This window comes from Catenuloplanes nepalensis (assembly GCF_030811575.1).
Lineage (GTDB): Bacteria > Actinomycetota > Actinomycetes > Mycobacteriales > Micromonosporaceae > Catenuloplanes > Catenuloplanes nepalensis.
Window position 1 is genome coordinate 3,924,727 of sequence record NZ_JAUSRA010000001.1, and the last position, 21,575, is coordinate 3,946,301.

General features: G+C 71.9%; 15 protein-coding genes. 3 read left to right on the top strand and 12 right to left on the bottom strand.

Annotation, left to right across the window (positions count from 1 at the left end):
* Positions 1-102 precede the first annotated feature (102 nt).
* The 3 genes from J2S43_RS16850 to J2S43_RS16860 form a co-directional block, all read right to left on the bottom strand.
* Entirely contained in the window at positions 103-2,475 is a 2,373-nt protein-coding gene (locus J2S43_RS16850) for a carbohydrate binding domain-containing protein (protein ID WP_306830231.1), read from the bottom strand.
* A 120-nt stretch (positions 2,476-2,595) separates the two neighbouring features.
* Positions 2,596-2,853, bottom strand: coding sequence for an IclR family transcriptional regulator domain-containing protein (locus J2S43_RS16855; protein WP_306830233.1), 258 nt, complete (start codon positions 2,851-2,853; stop codon positions 2,596-2,598).
* An 88-nt stretch (positions 2,854-2,941) separates the two neighbouring features.
* Complete coding sequence (locus J2S43_RS16860; protein WP_306830234.1) at positions 2,942-6,067, bottom strand: diguanylate cyclase domain-containing protein; 3,126 nt, start codon at positions 6,065-6,067, stop codon at positions 2,942-2,944.
* A 202-nt stretch (positions 6,068-6,269) separates the two neighbouring features.
* Here J2S43_RS16860 and J2S43_RS16865 point away from each other — a divergent pair, with 202 nt between their 5' ends.
* Entirely contained in the window at positions 6,270-7,454 is a 1,185-nt protein-coding gene (locus tag J2S43_RS16865) for an HD domain-containing phosphohydrolase (protein ID WP_306830236.1), read from the top strand.
* On the opposite strand, the gene J2S43_RS16870 is transcribed toward J2S43_RS16865, so the two are convergent.
* Both J2S43_RS16870 and J2S43_RS16875 read right to left on the bottom strand, forming a co-directional pair.
* Positions 7,423-8,598 (bottom strand): response regulator, encoded by a 1,176-nt coding sequence (locus J2S43_RS16870; protein ID WP_306830238.1) that lies wholly within the window; start codon positions 8,596-8,598, stop codon positions 7,423-7,425. The two genes, J2S43_RS16865 and J2S43_RS16870, sit on opposite strands and share 32 nt — an antisense overlap.
* Positions 8,595-10,757: an ATP-binding protein gene (locus tag J2S43_RS16875; protein ID WP_306830240.1), complete on the bottom strand. Its 2,163-nt coding sequence runs from the start codon at positions 10,755-10,757 to the stop codon at positions 8,595-8,597. Before J2S43_RS16875 ends, J2S43_RS16870 begins: the two co-directional genes overlap by 4 nt.
* Before the next feature lie 546 nt (positions 10,758-11,303).
* On the opposite strand from J2S43_RS16875, the gene J2S43_RS16880 reads away from it, so the two are divergent.
* Positions 11,304-13,616: a beta-L-arabinofuranosidase domain-containing protein gene (locus J2S43_RS16880; RefSeq protein ID WP_306830242.1), complete on the top strand. Its 2,313-nt coding sequence runs from the start codon at positions 11,304-11,306 to the stop codon at positions 13,614-13,616.
* 70 nt (positions 13,617-13,686) lie between these two features.
* On the opposite strand, the gene J2S43_RS16885 is transcribed toward J2S43_RS16880, so the two are convergent.
* Both J2S43_RS16885 and J2S43_RS16890 read right to left on the bottom strand, forming a co-directional pair.
* Positions 13,687-14,217 (bottom strand): DUF1990 domain-containing protein, encoded by a 531-nt coding sequence (locus J2S43_RS16885; RefSeq protein ID WP_306830244.1) that lies wholly within the window; start codon positions 14,215-14,217, stop codon positions 13,687-13,689.
* 170 nt (positions 14,218-14,387) lie between these two features.
* Positions 14,388-15,332 (bottom strand): NAD-dependent epimerase/dehydratase family protein, encoded by a 945-nt coding sequence (locus J2S43_RS16890; protein WP_306830246.1) that lies wholly within the window; start codon positions 15,330-15,332, stop codon positions 14,388-14,390.
* Between the two features lie 131 nt (positions 15,333-15,463).
* Here J2S43_RS16890 and J2S43_RS16895 point away from each other — a divergent pair, with 131 nt between their 5' ends.
* On the top strand, positions 15,464-15,595 hold the full coding sequence (locus J2S43_RS16895) for a hypothetical protein (protein WP_306830248.1): 132 nt from the start codon (positions 15,464-15,466) through the stop codon (positions 15,593-15,595).
* An 82-nt stretch (positions 15,596-15,677) separates the two neighbouring features.
* Here J2S43_RS16895 and J2S43_RS16900 read toward each other — a convergent pair whose 3' ends face one another.
* The 5 genes from J2S43_RS16900 to J2S43_RS16920 all read right to left on the bottom strand — a co-directional run bounded on the left by J2S43_RS16900 (position 15,678) and on the right by J2S43_RS16920 (position 21,420).
* Entirely contained in the window at positions 15,678-16,199 is a 522-nt protein-coding gene (locus J2S43_RS16900; RefSeq protein WP_306830251.1) for a DUF4262 domain-containing protein, read from the bottom strand.
* Positions 16,200-16,273: 74 nt separating this feature from the next.
* Entirely contained in the window at positions 16,274-16,678 is a 405-nt protein-coding gene (locus J2S43_RS16905) for a RidA family protein (protein ID WP_306830254.1), read from the bottom strand.
* A 267-nt stretch (positions 16,679-16,945) separates the two neighbouring features.
* Positions 16,946-19,501: an NPCBM/NEW2 domain-containing protein gene (locus tag J2S43_RS16910; protein ID WP_306830256.1), complete on the bottom strand. Its 2,556-nt coding sequence runs from the start codon at positions 19,499-19,501 to the stop codon at positions 16,946-16,948.
* Between the two features lie 96 nt (positions 19,502-19,597).
* Positions 19,598-19,735, bottom strand: coding sequence for a hypothetical protein (locus tag J2S43_RS16915; protein WP_306830258.1), 138 nt, complete (start codon positions 19,733-19,735; stop codon positions 19,598-19,600).
* A gap of 272 nt (positions 19,736-20,007) precedes the next feature.
* Positions 20,008-21,420 (bottom strand): glycoside hydrolase family 16 protein, encoded by a 1,413-nt coding sequence (locus tag J2S43_RS16920; protein ID WP_306830260.1) that lies wholly within the window; start codon positions 21,418-21,420, stop codon positions 20,008-20,010.
* Positions 21,421-21,575 lie beyond the last annotated feature (155 nt).

Genomic DNA, 21,575 nt, shown 5'->3' on the forward strand with positions numbered 1-21,575 from the left:
GACGTTAGCAACGCGGGCGCGCGGTCTGACCGCCGTTTTGTCCGTCTACGATGCTGAGGCGGAAAGTGGCCCCCTCCCGGAGCGGGAGAGGGCCACCGGGAATCAGTTGGCGGCGAAGGAGTACAGGTCGCCGCCGTCGAGGTGGAACCGGAGCCGTACGGCGCCGGCCGGGAGCGTGTTACCGCCGGTCCAGGCCACGCGCACGCCGGGGGCGAGCGCGTCGGTGGTCACCGGGATCGAGTCGGCCGCGGCGTACCCCGGGATGGGGTTGCCGTTGACGTCGAGGACCTCGGCCCGCAGGGAGTCACCGGCCGCGGCCGGCTTGTAGTTGACGGTGAGCGCGTTCCCGGCCGCGGTCAGCGGACGGGTGGTGACCACGCCGGCGCCGTCCGCGTGGAACGAGGCGAACCGGTCGGTGGGCCAGGAGACCATCCCGACGTTGGACGGGCCGTAGGGGGTGGTGCACTGACCGGCGTTGATCGCGGCGCTGTCGCACAGGTGCTCGCCGCTGAACGCGCCGTAGTAGAGGCGGGTCTGCGACGTGCCGTCCGGCAGCGTGACGGTGACGAACCCGTTGCTGGACAGGTTGAAGCCGTAGTCCCAGCTGCCCGCCGGGCCCGGCGCGACCAGGTCGCCCCGGTCCGGGCGGCTCCAGTTGACCAGGTCGCGGGAGGCGGCGACCCCGAGGTGGCTGCGGCCCTTGTCCGTCCCGGGGTTGCCGAACGGGTTCGGGCTGTAGACGATGTCGAAGATCCACGGCACGCCGAGGTACTGGTCGCCGTAGCGGATCGCCGGCATGCCGTAGACCTCGCTCCACGCCGTGGTGCCGAGCCGGCCGGCACCGGCCGGGATGCGCGCGTCGTCGACCAGGTCGGCCGCGAACGAGGGCGACGGCGTCGTCCACGTCTTGAAGTCGGTGCTGTACGACACCCAGGTGGTGCGCGGCCCGTACGGCGCGTTCAGCTGGTTTTTGATCATCGCGACGAATCGCCGGGTCGCCGGGTCGTAGGTGGCCGTCGCCACGTCGAAGCCGGGGATGCCGCGGGCGCCGGGGACGGCCGACCAGGTGATCCCGTCGTTGGACTGCTTGCCGATGTAGGTCATGTTCTCGGCGGCCATCATGAAGAACTTCGGCACGGTGGCGCCGGGAACCCAGGCCGGGTTGCGGACGACGCCCTGCGGGCCGCCGGAATAGACGGTCGAGGTGCGGCCGTCGCGGCTCCAGGTGATGCCGTCGTTGCTGATCGCCCGGCCGGTGCCGGTGCTGGTCTGGTACCACATGGTGAACGCGGGCTCGCCGGGGAAGATCCCGGGCAGCACGGTGCCGCCCATCCGCGGGTTGGCGTCCCAGGTGCCGGCGCCGGTGCCGGTCAGCACCCTGCCGTCGTTCGCGCCCTTGGTGCCGGGGTGAACGACCCTTTCGACGCCGGTGTACGACTCGACGCGCTGGTCTCCGACGAACAGCACCGGGGCGCCGGCCGCGAGCGTGGCGCTGTCGGCCGTGTCCGCGCTGGAGCGCAGCTCGACGTCGTCCCAGCGGGCCTGGCCGACGCCGGCCAGGTCGCCGTAGAGCCGGACGGTGAGCGTGGTGGTCCCGGACGGCGCGGTGCCGCTGACCTTGACCTTCTGCCAGCCGGAGCCGGCCGGGACGACCGTGTCGTGCACGCCGATCCGGGTGCCGGCCGAGTCGCGGAACTCCAGGTAGATCCGGGCGCCGTCGCCGCTGAGCCGGTGCGCGAACGCGGACGCGGTGATCGTCTCGCCGACGCTGACCGGGACCGCGTCGCTGAGCACGGAGATCGCTTCGTCGGCGGACGTGTCGTTGATCAGGACGTAGCCGGTGCCGCCGTGCGCGACCGTGCCGCGCAGCAGCTGGACCGGGCAGGACGGGCCGGCGCAGCTCTGCCCGGTGGAGGTCCACTGGGTCGGGACCTCGGTGTTGCGCCGCTCCTCGAAGGACGCGTTCGGCACCTTGCGCAGCGGCGGCGGCAGCGCGGCGACGGCGGCGTCGTCCCAGTAGGTGACGCCGTTGTCGGCCCAGGACGTGTAGGCGAGGACGGTCGCGGTGACCGCGTCCTCCGGGACGGTGCCGACCGCGGTCAGCTTCTGCCAGGCGGTGGAGGTGGCCGCGTCGGCCGCGACGACCGGCGTGGTGCGGCTGCCGGCCGCGTTCCAGAACTCCAGGTAGAGCGAGCCGCCGGCCCCCGCGGCCGTCTGCTGCGCCCAGATCGAGGCGGTGATCTCCTCACCGGGCAGGACGGCCAGGTGCGCGCTGCGCACGCTGACGCCGCTGGTGGTGGAGGTGTCGGTGATGCGGACCGCGCCGCTGCCGCCGTGCACCGGGGAGGTGACGACCGCGGTCGCGCCCGCGTTGTCGGTGGTCCAGTTGGAGAGGCCGGACTCGAAACCGGGGTTGCCCAGGAGCCGGGCGGCGGGGGTGACCGCGGCCAGGGCCTGGTTCTCGGTCGCTATCACGAATCCGCTGACCAGGAGCGCGGCGGTTACCGCACGTAAAAGTAATCTCACGGAGATCATTCATAGCAGATCTTGTATGCCCGGCAGATCGTCCGATGCGGACGTTCAGCTGCTGTTCAATCAGTAGGCGCCGAGGCCCATCGGGTTGACCACGCGCGTGATCCGGCCGCGCATCTGCCGCAACAGGTCGACGACCTCCAGCTCACGCTGGGTGGACAGGCGGGCCAGCGTGATCGAGACGCTGATCGCGTCGACCGGTGGGTCCACATAGGGCAGGGCCACGGCGTAACACCGCAGACCGATGCTGTTCTCCTGCTCGTCGATCGCGTAGCCGCGCTTGCGGGTGCGTTCCAGCTCCGCGTCGAGCGCGGGCCGCACTGCTGTTCATCGCGCTGGCCAACACCCACTACTTCCTTGGCGGTACGTCCGTGTCCGGCGGCATTTTCACGGTGCGCCGCGGCCGGTTTCACGGTGCGCCGCGGTCGGTGGGCAGCGATCTCTGGCGCTGGTGTTTCGTGGCGTACATCGCGGCGTCGGCCTGGGCGAGCGCGGTGTCGAAGCCGGCCTGCATCGTCACGGGCGCCCAGCCGATCGAGGCGGAGACACCGGCGGCGTCCAGGGCGGCGTAGACGCGGGCGATGATGAGGTCGGCGTCGGTGGTGGTGCATCGGGGCAGGAGCAGCCCGAACTCGTCGCCGCCGAGCCGGGCGACGATGTCGGTGTCGCGCAGTGCGGCACGCACGGCGGTCGCGGCCGCGGCGATGTAGGCGTCGCCCGCGGCGTGTCCCTGGCCGTCGTTGATGGCCTTGAGGTTGTCCAGGTCGAGCATTGCCACGGCGGTGGGATCGGCGAGACGTTCGTATCGTGACCGGGCCTCGTCGAGCAGGCGGTGCCACGCCCGCCGATTGGGCAGGCCGGTCAGCGCATCGGTCTCGGCGCTCAGGTGTTCGCGCAGCATGGCATGGGTGGCGCGGTCCTGGGCGCGGTCGGCGGCCAGGGCGGTGGTGAGCAGGTGGCCGAGCAGCGCGAGGAGCGGTTCTGCGCGGGCGATGCGGGAGTCGGCGGCCTGGGTCTGCGGATCGAGCCCGCAGATGGCGCCGAACAGGGTGCCGTCGGGTTCGGTGATCACCGCGCCGGCGTAGGTGCCGATGTCGATGACGTCGTTGATCGCCGCCTTCGCGTACGCGGGCACGGCCCGTGCGTCGGCGGCCACGGCCGGGGCACGTCCGGCGGCCATGTGGCTACAGTAGCTGTCCTCCCAGGGATGGCTGTCGCCCTGGCGCAGGCCGTAGCCGTTGTCGGCGTCGAGGTAGAGGTAGCTCTGCCGGCCGTCCTCCACGCGGGTGATGGCCCAGAACGCCAGCGGCATCTCGTCGTGCAGGTAGTCCAACACGAGACGGGCGGTCTGCTGGAAGCCCTCGCCGGGCGGCTCGGCGGGACCGTCGGGCGCCGGTGCGATCACCGGCTCGCGCCGTTCCCGGGCCGGCCGGGCGTCCCCGTCGGTCGTGCGCCGGTGCTGCGGAGCCGGCGGGGCCGTCGTGGAGTCGTCGGCGGGCAGCGTGAACGTGAAGCGGGAGCCGGGCCCGTCCGGGTTGCCGGTGACGGTGATGGCGCCGCCGTGCCGTTCGACGATCCGCTTGCAGATGCCCAGGCCGAGGCCGGTGCCGGCGTATTCGGCGGTGCGGTGGGCGCGGTGGAAGTTGTCGAAGATGTTCTCGTGTTCCCCGGCCGGGATGCCGATGCCGTTGTCGGCCACGGTCACGGCGACCATGCCGTCGACGATCGCGGTGCCGATGGTGAGCTCCGGGACGACGCCGTCGGCGACGTACTTGATCCCGTTGCTGATCAGGTTGTCGAGCAGCTGGCGCACCAGAGCCCGGTCGGCGTGCACGTGGTGCATGTCGGCGAGGCGGAACAACGGCACGACGGCACGGTTGCTCCGGGCCTGGTCGATGCGGGCGGACGCGATGTCGGTGACGACGGCGCCGAGGTCGACGTCGGTCGCGCGGATCGTGGCGTCGCGGGCGGTGGTGTAGGCGAGCAAGTCGTTGATCATGTGCCGCATCCGGTCGGCGGCGCGCTGGATGCGATGCATTCCGTCGGCCGCCTCGACGGCGATCGGGTCGTCGGGGGCGTCGTCGAAGGTCCCGGTGAGCAGCCCGGTCCAGCCGTCGATCGTGGCCAGCGGATTGAGCAGGTCGTGGGCGACGACACCCGCGAACGCGCTGAGCTCGTCGCGGTGGCGGCGTTCGGCGGTGACGTCGTGGAACACGGTGACGGCGCAGCGGTGGCCTTCCCGCCGGCCGGTGAGCGCCACGGAGCTCACGCTCACGATCCGCCCCTCCGGGATGCCGGCGTTACGGACCAGGATGTCGACGCCGGCGACGTCCTCACCGGCGAGGGCGCGGCGGTGGGGCATCTCGGCGACGCTCATCGGGGTGCCGTCGGGGTGGAACAGCCCGTAGAAGTCCGGCTTGGCGAGCGTTTCCGTGGCGCTGACGACGCCGCCCAGCAGGCGCCGGGAGGCGGAGTTGCGCAGCAGGAACCGGCCGCGCTCGTCGATGACGGTGAGTCCTTCGCTCATCGCGTCGATGATCGCGGTCATCAGCTCGGCCTGGCCGGCGGCCGCGTGGCGTTCCGCCCTGAGGTCGTCGATGAGCGCGGTGCGTTCGTCGCGGCCCAGCGCGAGGGCCAGGCCGACCACGGCGATGATGCCCACGAACAGCTGTGCGACCAGCGCGCGGGTGGCGTGCTCGGCGATGGACGCGAACACGCCGGAGTGGTGCAGGGTGAACAGCACCGCGGCCGAGCCGAAGGTCACGTCGTGCACGATGACGAACGCGGTGTGCAGGCGCAGGCCGGCCCACACCGTCATCACGAGGACCACGAACGCCAGCGGCAGCCCGTGGTCGGCGCCGAAGACCGCGTAGTAGCCGGCGGCGGACAGCACCACGACGGCGAGGTACTCGCCCTTGCGCGAGAACGGCATCACCGTCCAGGCCGTCCGCAGTCCGCCCGTAGAGCGACGGTGGACGGCGAAATGCTGGTGCAGCAGGTGCCCGAGGCGGATGCCGGCGGTGCCGATGAGCAGGATGCTCACGGTGTTGCGGGTCATCCAGACCGCGGTCGCCGACCAGGAGTAGACGCCGTTGATCACCCACACGCCGGTGGGGCCGATCAACGCACCTGACGCGGTGCTCAGCAGCGACGCCGCGACCAGGCGCCACAGTTCGTGCAGCCGCGCCAGGGGCCGGTCGCCGCCACCACCCCACAGGTGACCCAGCCAGCGGCGGAACAGCAGGACGAACACGAAGGCCTGCGCCAGGTTCGCCGCGACGAAGAAGAGGGACAGCGTCGCGGACGCGCCGGTGGCCATGTTCACGGCCATCGTCACCGCGGACAGCGCGAGGACGTCGGCCCAGCGGTAGCGCGACGTGCGCTGGGCGAGGAACCACACCGCCGAGACCCCCGCGGCGGGCCACACCAGACTCAGGTTCGTGCCGTCCATGACGGTCAGCCGCCCGGCATAGGCGGCGATAACGTACAGGCCGGCGAAGCCCGCGGTGCGCAGCAACGACCGGACCGGGGTCACCCGCCGCTCCGCAACTCCAAGCCGTCCACGACGACACCTCCCCACCTCCATCGGCGGTGACGGCCACCACCTGAGAGCGACCGGGCATCGCTCCGATTCTCCTGTCCGGCAGATCCCGATATGCCAGACTCATCCTCAACCCTTCAACCACCAAAATCCGGTCATCGGTACGTACCGGCGAGAGTCAGGCGCGAGGACAGTGATGGCTGGATCGGGTGGCTCGCCGCGCATCCTGCTGGTGGACGACGAACCGGACCTGCTCGACGGCCTGCGCCGGCAGCTGCGGCGGGAGTTCGACGTCGAGACCGCGGTCGGCGCCGCGAACGGGTTGTTCACGCTCGGCAAGGGCGCGCCGTTCGAGGTCATCGTCTCCGACTTCATGATGCCCGGCATCAACGGCGCCCAGTTCCTGGCCGCGGCGAAGAAGGCGGTGCCGTCCGCGACCCGGATGCTGCTGACCGGGCACACGAACCTCGCGGACGCGGCGCTCACGGTCAATCAGGGCGGCGTGTTCCGGATGCTGCTCAAGCCGGTCGACCCGGAGACGATGAGCGCGGCGCTGCGTGACTGCGTGGCACAGCACCGGCTGGTCGTCGCGGAGCGTGAGCTGCTGGAGCAGACCCTGCGGGGCAGCGTGCAGGCGCTGACCGAGGTGCTGTCGCTGGTCAGCCCCGCCGGTTTCGGCCGGGGTACGCGGATGCGCCGCGTGGCGTCCGCGATCCTGGACGTCGTCGAGGTCGAGGACCGGTGGGCGGCCGAGCTGGCCGTGCAGATGTCGCAGCTCGGCGTGGTGTCGCTGCCGCCGGCGGTGGCCGACCGGCTGGCCGCGGGCGCCGAGCTCAGCGAGGCCGAGCAGGCGATGACCGACCGGATGACCGAGGTCGCGGAGCAGTTGATCTCGCCGATTCCGCGGCTGGGCGTGGTCGCGGAGGCGATCCGCTACTCCCGGAAGGGCTTCGACGGCTCGGGGCCGCCGCAGGACGGCACGGCCGGGGAGTCGATCCCGTTCGGTGGCCGGCTGCTGCACCTGGTCGAGGCGCACGACGAGCTGCTGTCCGGCGGCGCCGTCCCGGCCGTGGCGATCGCGACGCTGCGTTCCCAGGCCGGCCGCTACGACCCGGTGCTGCTGGAGGCGCTGGCCACGGTCGCCGCCGCGGCCGGTGGGGTGCGCGGGGTCGCGCTGGCCGAGCTGCAGTGCGGGATGGTGCTGGCCGCGCCGGTGACGAGCCTGTCCGGCGTGCTGCTGGTCAACGCGGGGCCGGAGGTCACGCCAGGCCTGCTGACCCGGCTGCGGAACTTCGCCGAGTTGGAGGACGGCGTGGCCGAGCCGCTGATGGTGCTGGACCCGCAGCAGGTCAGCCCGCCCGATCCCGGCGCCACCGGCTGATCGCCTCCCGCGCGGCGTCGTCCAGCGTGGTCTCGTCGAGCGCGGCGGCCGATCCGCAGACCGGTTCGAGGTCCGTCTCCACGATCAGATGGGCCAGCGCCACGGCCTCGGCCGGGCAGGTGACCGGGCCGGCCGGCGGTGGCGTGGTGTGGCCCGCGACCGCCGCGATGACCGTGGCCGGCAGTCCCCAGAGCCCGAGCAGGCTGGTGCCGACCTGGACGTGCGAGACCTCCAGGACCCGCCGCTCGGAGTCCTCGAGCGCGGTGTCGGCGGCCGTCCAGCTGTCCAGCGCCGTCCGGAAGTCCGCGGGCCGGGCCGAGGCCAGGACGAGCTGGCCCACCTCGTGCAGCAGGCCGGCGCTGAACGCCTGGCTCTGCCACTCCGTGCCGGCGCCGAGCCGGCGGGCCAGCCGGGACGTCTCGATGGCGTGCCGGGTGAGCCCGTCGATCCACGAGGCCGGCAGCGCGTCACCGGCGTCGAAGACGCGGACCAGGTCGTGCATCAGGACCAGCCCGCGGACGGTGTGCAGCCCGAGCAGCGCGACGGCCTGCCCGACGTCGCTGATCCGCCGGCCCGCGGTGTACGCCGACGAGTTCACCAGGTGCAGCACCTGTGCGGTGACGGCCGGGTCCTCCTCGATCATGGCGCCCACCACGTCGGCGGAGGTGTCCTCGGACTCCAGCGCGGCGATCAGGCCGACGAGCGTGCGCGGCGGGCTGGGCAGCGACTCCACGAACGCCACCACGCGCTCCCGCTCCCCGTAGGCGGCGAGCCGGGCCGCCAGCAGCCGGTCGATCGTGGCGATCAGTTCCTCCGGGGTGGCGGGCTTGGTCAGCATCTCGTGCGCCAGCACCATGATCCGGAGCAGGTTGTCCTCGTTGGTCTGCCCGGACAGGATCACCCGGGCCGTGCCGGGATGGTCCGTGCGGACCCGCTCCAGCAGCGCGGCGCCGTCCATCCCGGGCATGCGGTAGTCGGTCACGACCACGTCGCAGGAGCGTGCCCGCAGCACGTCCAGCGCGGCCTCGCCGCCGCCGGCGAAGGACATGTCCCACCGCTTCCGGCAGGGCCGGAGCATGCGGCCGAGCCCTTCGATGACCATCGGCTCGTCGTCGACGAAGAGGATGTGCGGACGGTACGTCACGGAGCCGCCTCGGAGAGCACGCCGGGCGGGCTCGACAACCCGGGAGAGAGAGCCGGGAGCCGGACGGTGAAGACCGTGCCGGCGCCGACCTCGCTGGTGAAGTCGATCGTGCCGCCGTGCCGGTCGGTGACCAGCGTCCGTACCAGCGGAAGGCCCTGACCGGTGCCGGTGCCGACCTCTTTCGTGGTGAAGAACGGCTCGAACAGCTTGTCGGCGATCTCCGGGGGCACGCCGGTGCCGGTATCGGCGACCTCGATCAGCACGTGCTCGCCGTCCATCCGGGTGGCGACCCGGATGGTGCCCCGGCCCCGGTCCGCGGCCGCGATCGCGTGGGCCGCGTTGACCAGCAGGTTGAGCACGACCTGGTTGATGTCGCCCAGATGGCAGTAGACCGGTGGGAGGTCGGCCAGGTCCGTCTGCACGTCGGCGACGTACTTGATCTCGTTGTTGGCCACCACCAGCGTGTTCAGGATGGCCTCGGTGAGGTTCGCCGGCGCCTTCTCCTCGCCGCCGGGGTGCCCGAACGCCTTCATCGCCCGGACGATGCCGGCTACTCGCTGAACGCCGTTGAGCGTCTGCGAGATCGCCTTCGGCACCTCCTCCATGAGGTAGTCCATCTCGATGTCCTCGGCCGTCTCGTCGACGGCGTGCAGCTCCGGCGGGTTCCCGGCCGCCGCCGCGACCTCCCGGTAGGTCGACCACAGCCGCACCAGGTCGGCGAAGGAGTCCTGCATGAACCGCACGTTGTCGCCGATGAACTGGATCGGTGTGTTGATCTCGTGCGCGATGCCGGCGGCGAGACGGCCGATGGACTCCAGCTTCTGCGCGTGCCGCAGCTCCAGCTCCAGCCGCTGCCGCTCGGAGACGTCCCGCCCGGTGAACACGATGCTGCGGGAGCCGTCGTGCTCGCTGGCGTACTCCAGCAGCGCCTCCACCTCGACCCATGGCGCGTCCGCCGCGCCACGGATCCGGCACAGCCGCGCCGACGCCCCGGCCGCCTCCAGCACCGAGGGAAGATCGTCCGGATGCAGCAGGCTCCAGAGGGCCCGCCCGACGAGCTCGGTCCCGGTGCACCCCAGCATCGCGCGCGCCGCCGGATTCGCGAACCGGATCGTGCCGGCCTCCCCGGCCAGCAGCAGCGCGTCCGGCAGGTGCTCGACGACGACGCTGAGCCGGGAGCGGATCAGCAGCTGGTCGAGGGTGAGCGCGGTCTCGCCGGCCAGCGTGGTCACCGGCGCGGCCAGCTCGCCGATCGGGCGCCGGTCCAGCGCGAGGACCAGCATCCCGAACGCGTGCTCGTGCGCCACCAGCGGGGCGAGCGCGACCGCGCGGTGTTTCGGCAGCCGCAGGGTCTCGGTGAGCGCCTCCGCGTCGCCGTCCACGACCACCAGGTAGCCGCCGTCGCGCAGCAGGTCCCGTACCTCGCGGGGCAGCCGGTCCAGCTCGGTCACCCAGCCGGTGGCCTCGTCACCGACCCGTCCGGCCGCCGCGACCACGTGCAGGGCCGGACCCGCGACCGTGAAGATCAGGGCGGCGCTCACCTGCCGGTCCAGCGCGAGCGCGGCGCCGAGCGCGACGTCCATCGCGTCCTCCCGGGTCGTCGACGCCGCCAGCCCGGCACCGGCCGACGCCATGGCGCTCTCCCGGGCGGCCGCGCGGTCCCGGGCACCGCTGCCGCGCGCCAGCACGTGCTGGACCATCAGCGCGAGCAGCGCGGTGACCAGCAACGAGAACGAGGCGCCGAGGCTCACGTCGGTCAGGACGGCACCGCCGACCATGCCGGCGACGAGGACCACCGCGGCGAGGCCCTTCTCCCACAGCCGGCCGTACAGCGCGCGGAAGTTCACCCACATGAAGCACAGCCCGATGGTGGCGTCGAAGTCCGACGTGCCGGCCACCAGGAACACGCAGGCGCCCTCGGGCACCCAGCTCCACGCCGGGAACCGCTGGCGCTGATAGCCCAGGTAGGACCAGGCCTGCAACACCAGGGTCAGCGCCACGGCCAGCACGACCCGTCGCGCGTCACCGTGCGGATCGACGCCCCACAGGCCGAAGAGCGGCCATAGGAGCAGGAAGCCGAAGAAGAGGGTACGGACCTGGCCGAGCATCGTATCGGTACCACTCAGCCAGCGCGTCATCCACGACGTCGGGTATCGCACCACCGCCTCCTCCACCGGCAGCACCGTGCACGGTCAGCACCGTGCACGGTCTCCACCGGCAGCATCGGCCGGGAACGGGGGAAGCTGAGCACACTCGCCCGGCTACCGGGCCGTCCGGAGCGGGGCGCCGCCGCCGGACAGGGAGCGCTCCAGCGCCGGACGGTGCCGCCGTCGCAGCCCCGGAGCTGCATCTTCGCGCCGGTACGGTACACACCCATTCGAATATCGCCACAACATTACTTTCGGCGGTATCCCGCGCTCTCGGCGTACCGCTGAATTGGCATTGAGAATGTGTTGTTCACGCCTTGTGCGGGGTGTCGCATCGTCGTGGAGATTAATTCACGACGCTCTGAACTGCTGAAACCGTCCCCCTTCGGCCACCTCTTGAACTCGGCGAAATACTGTGGCAACATAGCCAGATCTGAATGTCAATCGCGCGGGAGTCAGGCCGCCGCAACGCATGTGAGCGCTAACATCGAATGCGGCCGAGGCCGTGAATCGTCCTGCCCGGGAAATGCGAGAATGACCCCTACATCGGAGCGTCCCATGCCATTCGCACCGCTGCCCCGCCGCCACGTCCTGCGCCTCGCCGGTGCCGGCGCGATCGTCTCGGCCACCGCGAGCCTCACCGGTGCCACGCCCGCCTCCGCCGCCGAGATCCCGCCGGTCCGCCCGGACCTCGGCGTCGGCGCGCACCCGTTCCCGCTCGGCCAGGTCCGGCTGACCGCCGGCCGGTTCCTGGACAACCAGAACCGGACGCTGACCTACCTGCGCGCGGTCGACACCGGCCGGCTGCTCTACGTCTTCCGCGCCAACCACCGGCTCTCCACCGGCGGTGCCGCGGCGAACGGCGGCTGGGACGCGCCCACGTTCCCGTTCCGGTCGCACACGCAGGGCCACTTCCTCACCGCGTGGGCGCAGGCCTGGGCGGTGCTCGGCGACACCACCTGCCGGGACAAGGCGAACCACATAGTGGCCGAGCTGGCGAAGTGCCAGGCGAACAACGCTGCGGCCGGGTTCACCGCCGGTTACCTGTCCGGGTTCCCGGAGTCGGACATCACCGCGGTCGAGAACCGCACGCTCACCAACGGCAACGTGCCCTACTACTGCATCCACAAGACGATGGCCGGCCTGCTCGACGTGTGGCGTCACATCGGCACCGACCAGGCCCGCACCGTGCTGCTCGCGCTGGCCGCCTGGGTCGACACCCGCACCGCGCGGCTGAGCACCGCCCAGATGCAGGCGATGCTCGGCACCGAGTTCGGCGGGATGAACGCGGTGCTGGCCGACCTCTACCAGCAGACCGGGGACCAGCGGTGGCTCACCGTCGCCCAGCGCTTCGACCACCAGGCCGTGTTCACCCCGCTCGCGTCCGGGCAGGACCAGCTCAACGGGCTGCACGCGAACACGCAGGTGCCGAAGTGGATCGGCGCGGCGCGGGAGTTCAAGGCCACCGGCACCACCCGCTACCGCGACATCGCCGCCAACGCCTGGAACATCACGGTCGGCGCGCACACGTACGCGATCGGCGGCAACAGCCAGGCCGAGCACTTCCGGCCGCCGCACGCGATCGCCGGCTACCTGACCGACGACACCTGCGAGCAGTGCAACACGTACAACATGCTGGATCTGACGCGGGAGTTGTGGCTGCTCGAACCGGACCGGGCCGCGTACTTCGACTACTACGAGTCCGCGCTGCTCAACCATCTGATCGGGGCGCAGAACCCGGCCAGCGCGCACGGGCACGTCACCTACTTCACGCCGCTGCGGCCGGGCGGGCGGCGCGGGGTCGGGCCGGCCTGGGGCGGCGGGACGTGGAGCACCGACTACGACAGCTTCTGGTGCTGCCAGGGCACCGGCCTGGAGACGAACACCAAGCTGATGGACTCGATCTACTTCCACAACGGCACCACGCTGACCGTGAACCTGTTCGTGCCGTCCGTGCTCACCTGGGCGCAGCGCGGCATCACGGTCACCCAGACCACCACCTACCCGGTCAGCGACACCAGCACGCTGACGCTGTCCGGCACGATGAGCGGCTCGTGGAGCCTGCGCGTGCGGATCCCGGCGTGGACGGCCGGCGCGACGATCGCCGTCAACGGCACCGCGCAGAACGTCGCCGTCACCCCGGGCAGCTACGCCGTGGTCACGCGCGCGTGGGCGGCCGGGGACACGGTCACGGTACGCCTGCCGATGCGGGTGATCATGAAGGCGGCCAACGACAACGCGGCGGTGCAGGCCGTCACGTACGGGCCGGCCGTGCTGTGCGGCGACTACGGCGACACCACGCTGAACGCGCTGCCGTCGCTGACCGTCGCGTCGATCACCCGCACCGGCGGCCTCGCGTTCACCGCGACCGCGAACGGCCAGCCCGTCAACCTCCGGCCGTTCCACGACGCGCACGGCATCAACTACACCGTCTACTGGAACACCGCGGCCACGACGACGTACAAGCTGGTCAACGCCGTGTCCGGGCTGGTCCTCGGCGTCCAGGACATGTCGACGGCCGACGGCGGGCCGGCGGTCGTCTGGGGCGACACCGGCACCGCCGACCACCGCTGGGAACGCATCGCCGACGGCGCCCACGTCCGGTTCCGCAACGTCAACAGCGGCAAGGTGCTGGGTGTGGAGAACATGTCCACCGCCGACGACGCGCGCGTGCTGCAGTGGTCCGACACCGGCACCGCGGACCACCGCTGGACCCTGATCGACAACGGCGACGGCACGGTACGCATCCGCAACGCCCACAGCGGCAAACTGCTCGGCGTCCTCGGCGGCTCCTCGACCTGGGGCACCCAGGCCGTCCAGCGCCCGGACAACGGCAGCGCCGACAACCGCTGGCGGCTGCTGGCCGGCTGACCCGGGGCCGCGCGCGGGCGTCACACCGCCGGCGCGCCCGGGTGATCCGCTGTGCCGCGCGGGCCCGATCTCATCCGGTACGAGCCAGGCGCTGGAGCGCGGAGACGTAGCGGTCCGTGGCGTACCGCTGGACCAGCCGGTTGATCGGGCCGGCGGCCCGCGTCATGAGCGTCGCGGGGCGGCTGAACGCGCGGATGTGGATTCGCACGTCGCCGGCGTCGGTCAGGATGACGATGAAGGCCTCCTCGCCGCTCTCCGGGTGGCCCGGCAGCGTGCCGTAGGCGAAACCGCGCCGGCCGGGTTCGTCGACGGTGTAGACGACGCGGCACGGGATGAGGAAGCGCGGGGGAAGCTGCAACACGACGACGGCGCCCGGTGCGGCCGGGCCGTCGGCATGGATGACGGACAGGCCGGCGGCCTCGTGCATGCGCCAGGTGAGCAGCGCGGTGGCCGCCCGCGCGAAGTCCTCGGGGCCGCGGCCGATGCTGACGTCGCGGTGCACGTGGTGATAGCCGCCGGGCATCGGCTCGGCCCGGGTGGCGCCGGCCTCCTCGTACGTCAGAGGGGCCGCCGCCAACCCGGGGATCATCGCGCGCCTCATGAAGGCACGGTAGCTCAGCCGAGTGCGCGCCGGAACGCGCAGCGTCGACCACGTCGACCGGCCCGATCGCGGCCGGCTTCAGCTGTAGCGTGCCCTGCCGCGCATCTACGACCGCCTCGGCGCGCGCGACCGGGCGTCCGCGGTCGCGGTCGCGTACCGGCGGGGTCTGCTCAGCTGACGTTGCCGGCGCGCAGCCAGGCGATGTAGTCGGCGGCCGCGCGTGCGGTGTCGTACTCCGGGGTGAAGCCGGTGTCCTCGCGCAGGCGGGTGATGTCGAGCCAGGCCCGCGGCGCGGTGGCGGCGCCGGTGGGCAGGTCGACGTCGGCGTCCGGGACGGTGGCCCGGATCGCGGCGATGATCTCGGCGTTGGAGGTGGCCCGGCCGGAGGCGACGTTGTAGGTGGCGTGGTCGAGCTTGCCGGCCAGTTGCAGCAGCGCGATCGCACGGCCGGTGTCCTTGACGTAGCACAGGTCGAGCGCGTCCTCCGCGCACGGCGCGGCCACCAGCGCGGAGAAGTCCGGCGCGACACCCCGGGCGGCCGCGTGGATCAGCGCGGGCGCGGCGAAGAACGGGTCACTGTGGCCGCGCGGCCCCCAGGTGCCGGAGATGCGGTAGTTGACGACCTCGATGCCGGTGGCGTCCGCGAGATAGCCGCCGAGCAGCTCACCGACCTTCTTGAAGGTCGGGATCAGGTGCGCGGCGCCGACCGAGAGCGGCATGTCCTCGGTCAGCGCGCCCTCGTTCAGGCCGCTCGACAGGTAGACGCCGATGGTGCTGGCCACGCCCACCCGCCGCACGCCCCAGTCCTGCGCGACCTGCATGATGTTGAACAGGCTGCCGAGCGCCCGGCGCGCGTCCTCGACCGGCGCGTCCGCGCTGGGCGGCCACGGCATCGAGCCCGCGAGGTGCACGATCCCGCCGATCCGGTGCCGCTCCCCGATCGCCCGCAGCGACGCAAGATCCCGGATGTCGCCCTGCTCGACCGTGACCCCGTCCTCGACGGCGCCGGTGGCGGCCCGCCGCTGCACCAACACGCACTCCTCCCCCAGCTCGCGCAGCGCCCGCACGGTGTGCGACCCGATGAAACCCAGCCCGCCGGTGACCAGAACACTCATGACGCGAGACCTCCCGCAAGAAATGGAACCCTGTTCCGCAAACATACGGAACTCGGTTCCGCTTCGTCAAGCGAATCGGCGGCTCCGCCGAACGAGGCCGGGGGTGGATCGGCCGTGGCATCCTCTGGCGGGTGACGGATGAGCTTGACCAAGAGGTGAGACGGGTCGCGGCGGCGCCGGCGGAGTCGATGCCGGAGCTGGACTACTCGGTGCAGAGCCTGAACAGGATCGAAACGATGCTGGCGGAGGCGTCGAGTTCCTGAACGAGATGCCGCCCGGCGCGGTCGACTCGAACCATCCGGCAGCCGCGGCGGCCCGCGTGAGCGCCGGCGAGGCGTGGGCCGGTCAGACGTCCTGGGTCCAGGTGCCCTTGGGGTGGTCGGCGGGGGTCAGCCAGAGGTGGGGCTGGGTGAGGCTGCCGGTGTCCCAGGGGAACGTGCCGGTGCGGTCCGGCCAGACGACCTCGAGGAACGGGATCGGCGGGTGGCGGTAGAACCACATGCCCTGGCCGAAGAAGGCCCGGAACCATTCCGGGTCGACGGACCGCAGCCGCAGCGGATAGCCGTTGACGACGTCGTCGTGGTCCTGGCCGTCGGCGAGGCCGTCGCGCTCGCCGAGGATGTTCAGGCAGGACTGCATGACGCGCAGGTCGAGCCCGAACATGGCCAGTTCCGGCTCACCACGGCTGTGCCAGCGGCCGATCGTGTACGCCCAGCCGGGGCCCGTCTCGTCCGCCGGGACACCGGTGACGCTCCACCCGAACTTCTCCACGTTGTCGATCACGCCACGGTCGGCGTCGTCGTAGGCTCCGCGATCGCCGTAGTCGTGGCAGATGACGCAGCGGCAGATCCGGGAGGACTCGATCATGCGCACGAGGGTATGCGATCACCGGCGCGGGAATGACGGCTGCCGCGCTCGCAGTGACCCGGCCCGATGCGCTGTCAGTCCGGGAGCGCGGCGGTGAGGTCCACCTCGACGAGTTGTCCCGAGTAGCCGAGCGACGCCACGCCCAGCAGCGTGCTGGCCGTGGTGAACGCTTCGGCCAGCGGTGATGCGTGGAGTTGCCGCCACACCGCGGAGAGCACCGCGCTGTCCGGGCTGACCACGTAGACGACCGACCGGACGACGTCCGCCGGGCCGGCGCCGGCAGCGGCGAGGATCGCCAGGCAGTTCGTCACCGTCTGCGCGGTCTGGGCGGCGTAGTCGCCGGGCTCGCCGACCACCGCACCGGACAGGTCGACCGGGCACTGCCCGGCGAGGTGCGCCAGCCGGCCCACCTGCGAGATCGTCACGTGGTGGTAGCCGTCCGGCGGGTGGACGGCCGGGGGATTGAATCTGTCGATCACCCGTCCACTATCGCAACCGCCGCGATCGAAGGGCACCGGATGATGTACAGAAACGATTCTGTGTCGCCGTGGCGGGAGCACGCCATCGCGTGCCCAGGGGCGTGAGTGCCGGCCGGCTGGAGCGGGCGGCCGCGGCCTGCACGGCCGCCCCGCTCCGGGCCAGGGAGTGTCGCCATTGCGGTCCTCGTCTCCTCGTTCCAGGTTCGGCCAGGAGCGTAGTGACGTGGCGATCCGGGCGGTTCCCACGCCCTGCCGGAACGGCTGCGCTCAGCCGCAGATGACGCGGGCCGCGGCCCAGTCCGCGTGGTCGAAGTTCTTGCCGTCGCCGGCGTCGGTGACGCGCAGCGTGAGACGGCGGACGCCGGTCACGTCCGCGGTGAGCGGGTGGGCCGGGTCGGTGCTGCGCAGCACGCCGGTCGCGGCCAGCGGGCGGCCGTCGCCGAGGACCTCGAACGTGACCGAGCCGGACGAGGTCACCTCGTCGTCGACGCCCGTCAGCGCGGTGAACGACGTGCAGGCCGCGCCGAGCCACACCGTCACCTCGGCGGGCGCGTGCATGCCGAGGCCCTTCGGGTGGGCCGTGCCGCGCAGCGTGAGCGGGTTGCCGTCGCCCGCGGCCGCCTCGCCGTTGGAACGGTCGCGTTCGACCGGACCGTAGCCGTTGGACTCGCCCAGGAACGGCAGGTCGCTGACCCACGCGTCAGTGGCCGGGGCGGGCGGTGGCACGAACACGCGGACCGCCCGCTCGACGTGCACGGTCTCGCCCCGCCAGCGGTAGGTCGCCACGATCGGCAGGTCGACGTCGCCGATCGCGCCGGCCGGCACGGTCAGCCGCCACGAGCCGGACAGCGACTCGCCGCCGCGCAGCCGCGCCGCGGTGACCGGGGTGCCGCCGGCGGCCGGGGCCAGCCGCACGTCCGTGATCGGCCCGCCGGCCGGCAGCGTGAAGGTCGCCTCGACGTCGACGGTCGCGCCCGGCTGCGCCTCCGCGGCCGGCGGATCCACAGTCAAAGTCGTTGCCGGCACGGGTACGACCGGGCGGTCGCAGGTCGCCGAGCCGGTGTACGGGCACAGCGCGGTCACGAATCCGCCGTTCGCGGCCATCGGCACGGTCAGCGTGTCGCCGCGGCGGACGATCCGGCTCTCCCGGACCAGGCCGTGATCGCCGTCGCGCAACGTCTCGGCCAGCCACCGCCCGCCGGGCAGGAACCCGAGCCCGGCGGTGGCGTCCTCGGCGGGCGTGGCGCTGATGCCCGCCACCCACCAGCGGTCGCCGGAACGCCGGGCGAGCACCGTGGACCGTCCCGGTTCGCCGGACAGCAGCCGCGTGTCGTCCCAGACGACCGGGATCTGATTGAGCGTGCGCAACGCCTCCGGCCGCGTCTCGTAGTTCTCGAACCGGTCCGCGAGATGCTGCCAGCCGGACTCGTAGACCACGGACAGCGCCACCTCGTGCGCGTCCGTGGTGTCCCGGTCGGCGACGACCCAGGTGACCGGCGTGTAGTCCATGCCGCCGGTGACGTTGCGGGTGAACGGGAAGATCGTGTTCGTCGCGGCCCGGGTCCGGAACTGCTCGGCGCCGCGCACCGCCTCCTGGGTCAGCACGTGCGGCCAGGTGCGCTGCATGCCGCGCGGCGTGGTGGCACCGTGGAAGTTGACCATCAGTCGCAGCGCCGCCGTGGCCGGCAGGATCTCGTCGTACCAGCGGAATCGCTCTTGACTGTCCGAGTCCATGAAATCGATCTTCAGGCCGGCGACGCCCCACGATTTCAGCAGCGGCAGCATCGTCTCGCGCTCCTGCGGGGTGTCCAGCGCGGTCCAGTGCAGCCACAGCAGCACGTCGACGCCGCGAGCCCGCGCGTAGCGGACCGTCTCCGGCACCCAGGACGCGTTCCAGCCCTCGTCGATCAGCACGTACGGCCAGCCGTTGCGCGCGGCGAAGTAGATGTACTGCCGCTGGCGCACCGGGTCGGCCGGGCTGGCGTGCTCGGACAGCCACGACCAGGCGACGAGGCCGGGCCGTACCCACGAGGTGTCCTTGATCTTCGATGGGGGTGCCAGGTCGTCGGTGAGCGTGCTCTCCGTGACGGTGGCGAGGTCACCGACGACGGCGACCCGCCACGGCGTGCTCAGCGGCCCGGTTGCGCTGACTGAGGGATCAGCCAGTTCGATCGCGTAGGTGCCCCCGCCGGCATGGGTGAGGCGGCTGCCGGCGTAGCGACCGTCCACGTCGGACTCGGCGAGCATGGCGTAGGTGTCGCCGATCCGGAACAGCGCCGGAAAGCCGTAGTCCCCCGCGGGCGCGGCACCGGCGGTGGTCCGGGTCCAGGGTTCCTCGTAGTTCGGCGAGTACGGCAGCAGCCAGGCGGGGGCGTCCGCGGGGATCGCGTAGGACGACGTCTCGCCGGTGACGGTGACCGGCCCGGCGTCCGGCAGGACGTAGCGGTAGGCGGCGCCCTCGGCGGAGACCCGCACGACCAGGTCGAGCCGGGCCCCGCCGTCGCCGGTGAACGAGAACGTCGACTCGCGCAGCGTGGTGTCCCGGGCGAGCCGCTTGCCGGTCGTCATCGTGTAGCGCTCACGGACCGTGCGGTCGCTGCGGGACACGAACGAGAGCCCGCCGGTGAGGTCCGCCGCCGTCGTCCGCACGCCGATCGGCGCTGCGGGCAGCACCCCGTCGACACCGAACGCCAGCCGCCCCTGATCCAGCGCGATCCGCGCGGCCACCGGCCCGGCCGCCACCGTCCACTCCAGACCGTCACGGCCGGCCGGGGCGCCAGGGGTCAGCGAGAGGACGAGGGCAGCGGTCAGCAGCACGCGCACGAAAGCCTCCAACGACGCAGATCGATGACTAGTCGTACCCTATGCGCCGCACGGCGGCACGGACAACAGCCGCCGGTCCGGGTCGGCCAGGTGCGGCTAGTGCGTGGCCGTCGGCGCGGTCTCCACGCGCACCGGGAATCGGGCGCGCAGCCAGGCGGCATGGCCGGCATCGACCGGAAACCCGTGCAAGGACAGGAAAGGCAGGTCCGCGGGTACGGTCATCAGGTCCACCATCCAGGCGGTCAGCTCGTCCGCGTGGCCCTCAGGGCCGCAGCGCCCGCCAGGAGCCGTAGTGATGGATGGCGATGCCGGAGTAGGCCGCGCACTGCTGCGCCACGGCATCGACCCTGGCCAGGATGCCGGTCATCTGGTGCAGGCGCTCTGGGCTGGCGTGCGTGACCGATCTCGAAGCTGCTCACGCTCGTCGTCGGTGGGCACGAGAGGCGCTGCTGCCGGTGAGGCACAGCCCGACCGTACCCACCGGAACGAGGTAGGGAAGCAAGACATCAGAACGGAGTGCCGCCCTCGTAGATGCCGATGTCGCCGACGGTCATGGTCCGTGACGGTGCGGAGCGGGCCGGGTCGGCGCTGGAGGCCATCGCCAGGTTGAGAACGATGAAGGTCTCCTTGCCGAACGGCCAGGTCCGGCCGGACGCGGCGGCGTCGGAGGCCCAGAACGTCATCGTCGGCTTGCGGTCGATGTAGAAGCGGACCACGTTCTTGTCGAAGTACACGCCGTAGCGGTGGGCCTTGGAGTCGATCGAGACGCCGAGGTCGGTGGTGCCACCGGCGTCGCCCCAGCCGTAGGGCATGTCGGTGTCCGGCTCGCCGATCTTGGACATGTGCATGGCGTGGTGGGCGACGGTCGGGGTGGCGCCCTTGCCCTCCAGGATGTCGAGCTCGCCGGCGGCGGGCCAGCCCACCTTCTTGATGTCGGCGCCGACCAGCCAGAAGGCGGGCCACACGCCGGTACCGACCGGAGCGATGATCGAGCTCTCGACGTAGGAGCCCGGTTTGACGGTCACCTTGCCCTGCGTGGTGAGGCGCGCGCTGGTGAAGTCCCGGGTGATCCCGTCGGTGCCCTTGACGGTCTGGCGGTGGGCGGTGATCGCCAGCCGGCCGGCGCCGTCGAGGTAGGAGTTCGCGGTGCTGCTGGTGTAGGTCTGCAGCTCCCGGTTGCCCCAGCCGTTGCCACCGGTCTCGTGGTTCCAGGTCGCGGCGGAGAGGGCGGTCCCGGCCTTGCCGGCGAAGGAGACCACGCGAGTGGGCTTGGTCTCGGCCTTGGCGGGCATGACCGCGACGTACTCGTCGACGGTGAGGCCGGTGGCCTGGAACCGGAAGGCTCCCGAGGCCGGCAGGCTCAGGTAGGCGGAGGTGTCGGCGTGCCCGGCCGCGGTGGCGACGAAGGTCCGCGTGATCTGGTGCCAGTTGGTGTCCGTGAACTTGCCGTAGACGGCGGCGTCGGCGGGCCGGTGCCCGTAGTTGCCGTTGGCCAGCAGCATGCCGATCGCGCTGTTGCTGGCGTTGAGGTCGCGGACCCAGGCCTGCATCCGGTAGGTCTTGCCGACGGTGAAGAGGGTGGTCGGGTTTCGCAGCGGCGCCAGCGCCATCGCCCAGCTGCCGGTGCCGCCGACGCGCGTGATCTCCATGGCCGTCTTCGCGGCGAAGGGCCCGGTGACCCCGGTTACCCGGCGCAGCGTAACCGGACCGGCGGCGGAACCCGCGGTCCAGCCGTGGCCGGCGTTGGCGGCCGAGCCGTCGATGACGCCCGAGGCCGCGGTGCCAGAGACAGCCTGGGCGTGCGACGTGCCCGCGAGGGCGAGCGTGGCGACGGCCGTCAGCGTGGTGGTCACGGCGATGTACCGGGCAGCAGCGGTCCGCAGGTTGCGTCGCGTCGAGGCCAGCGAGGAAAGCAGCAAGTATGGGCACCTTCGATAGGAGAAATCTTTCGGCAGCGGCACCGGTCCTATCGGGGCTTCGAGCGATGCCCTGAGGGCAGCACCGAACGGCAACCGATGCACAACGGGAATGCCCGCCATCGCTGCGGATCAGTGCGATTCCGCAACCGGGAGCA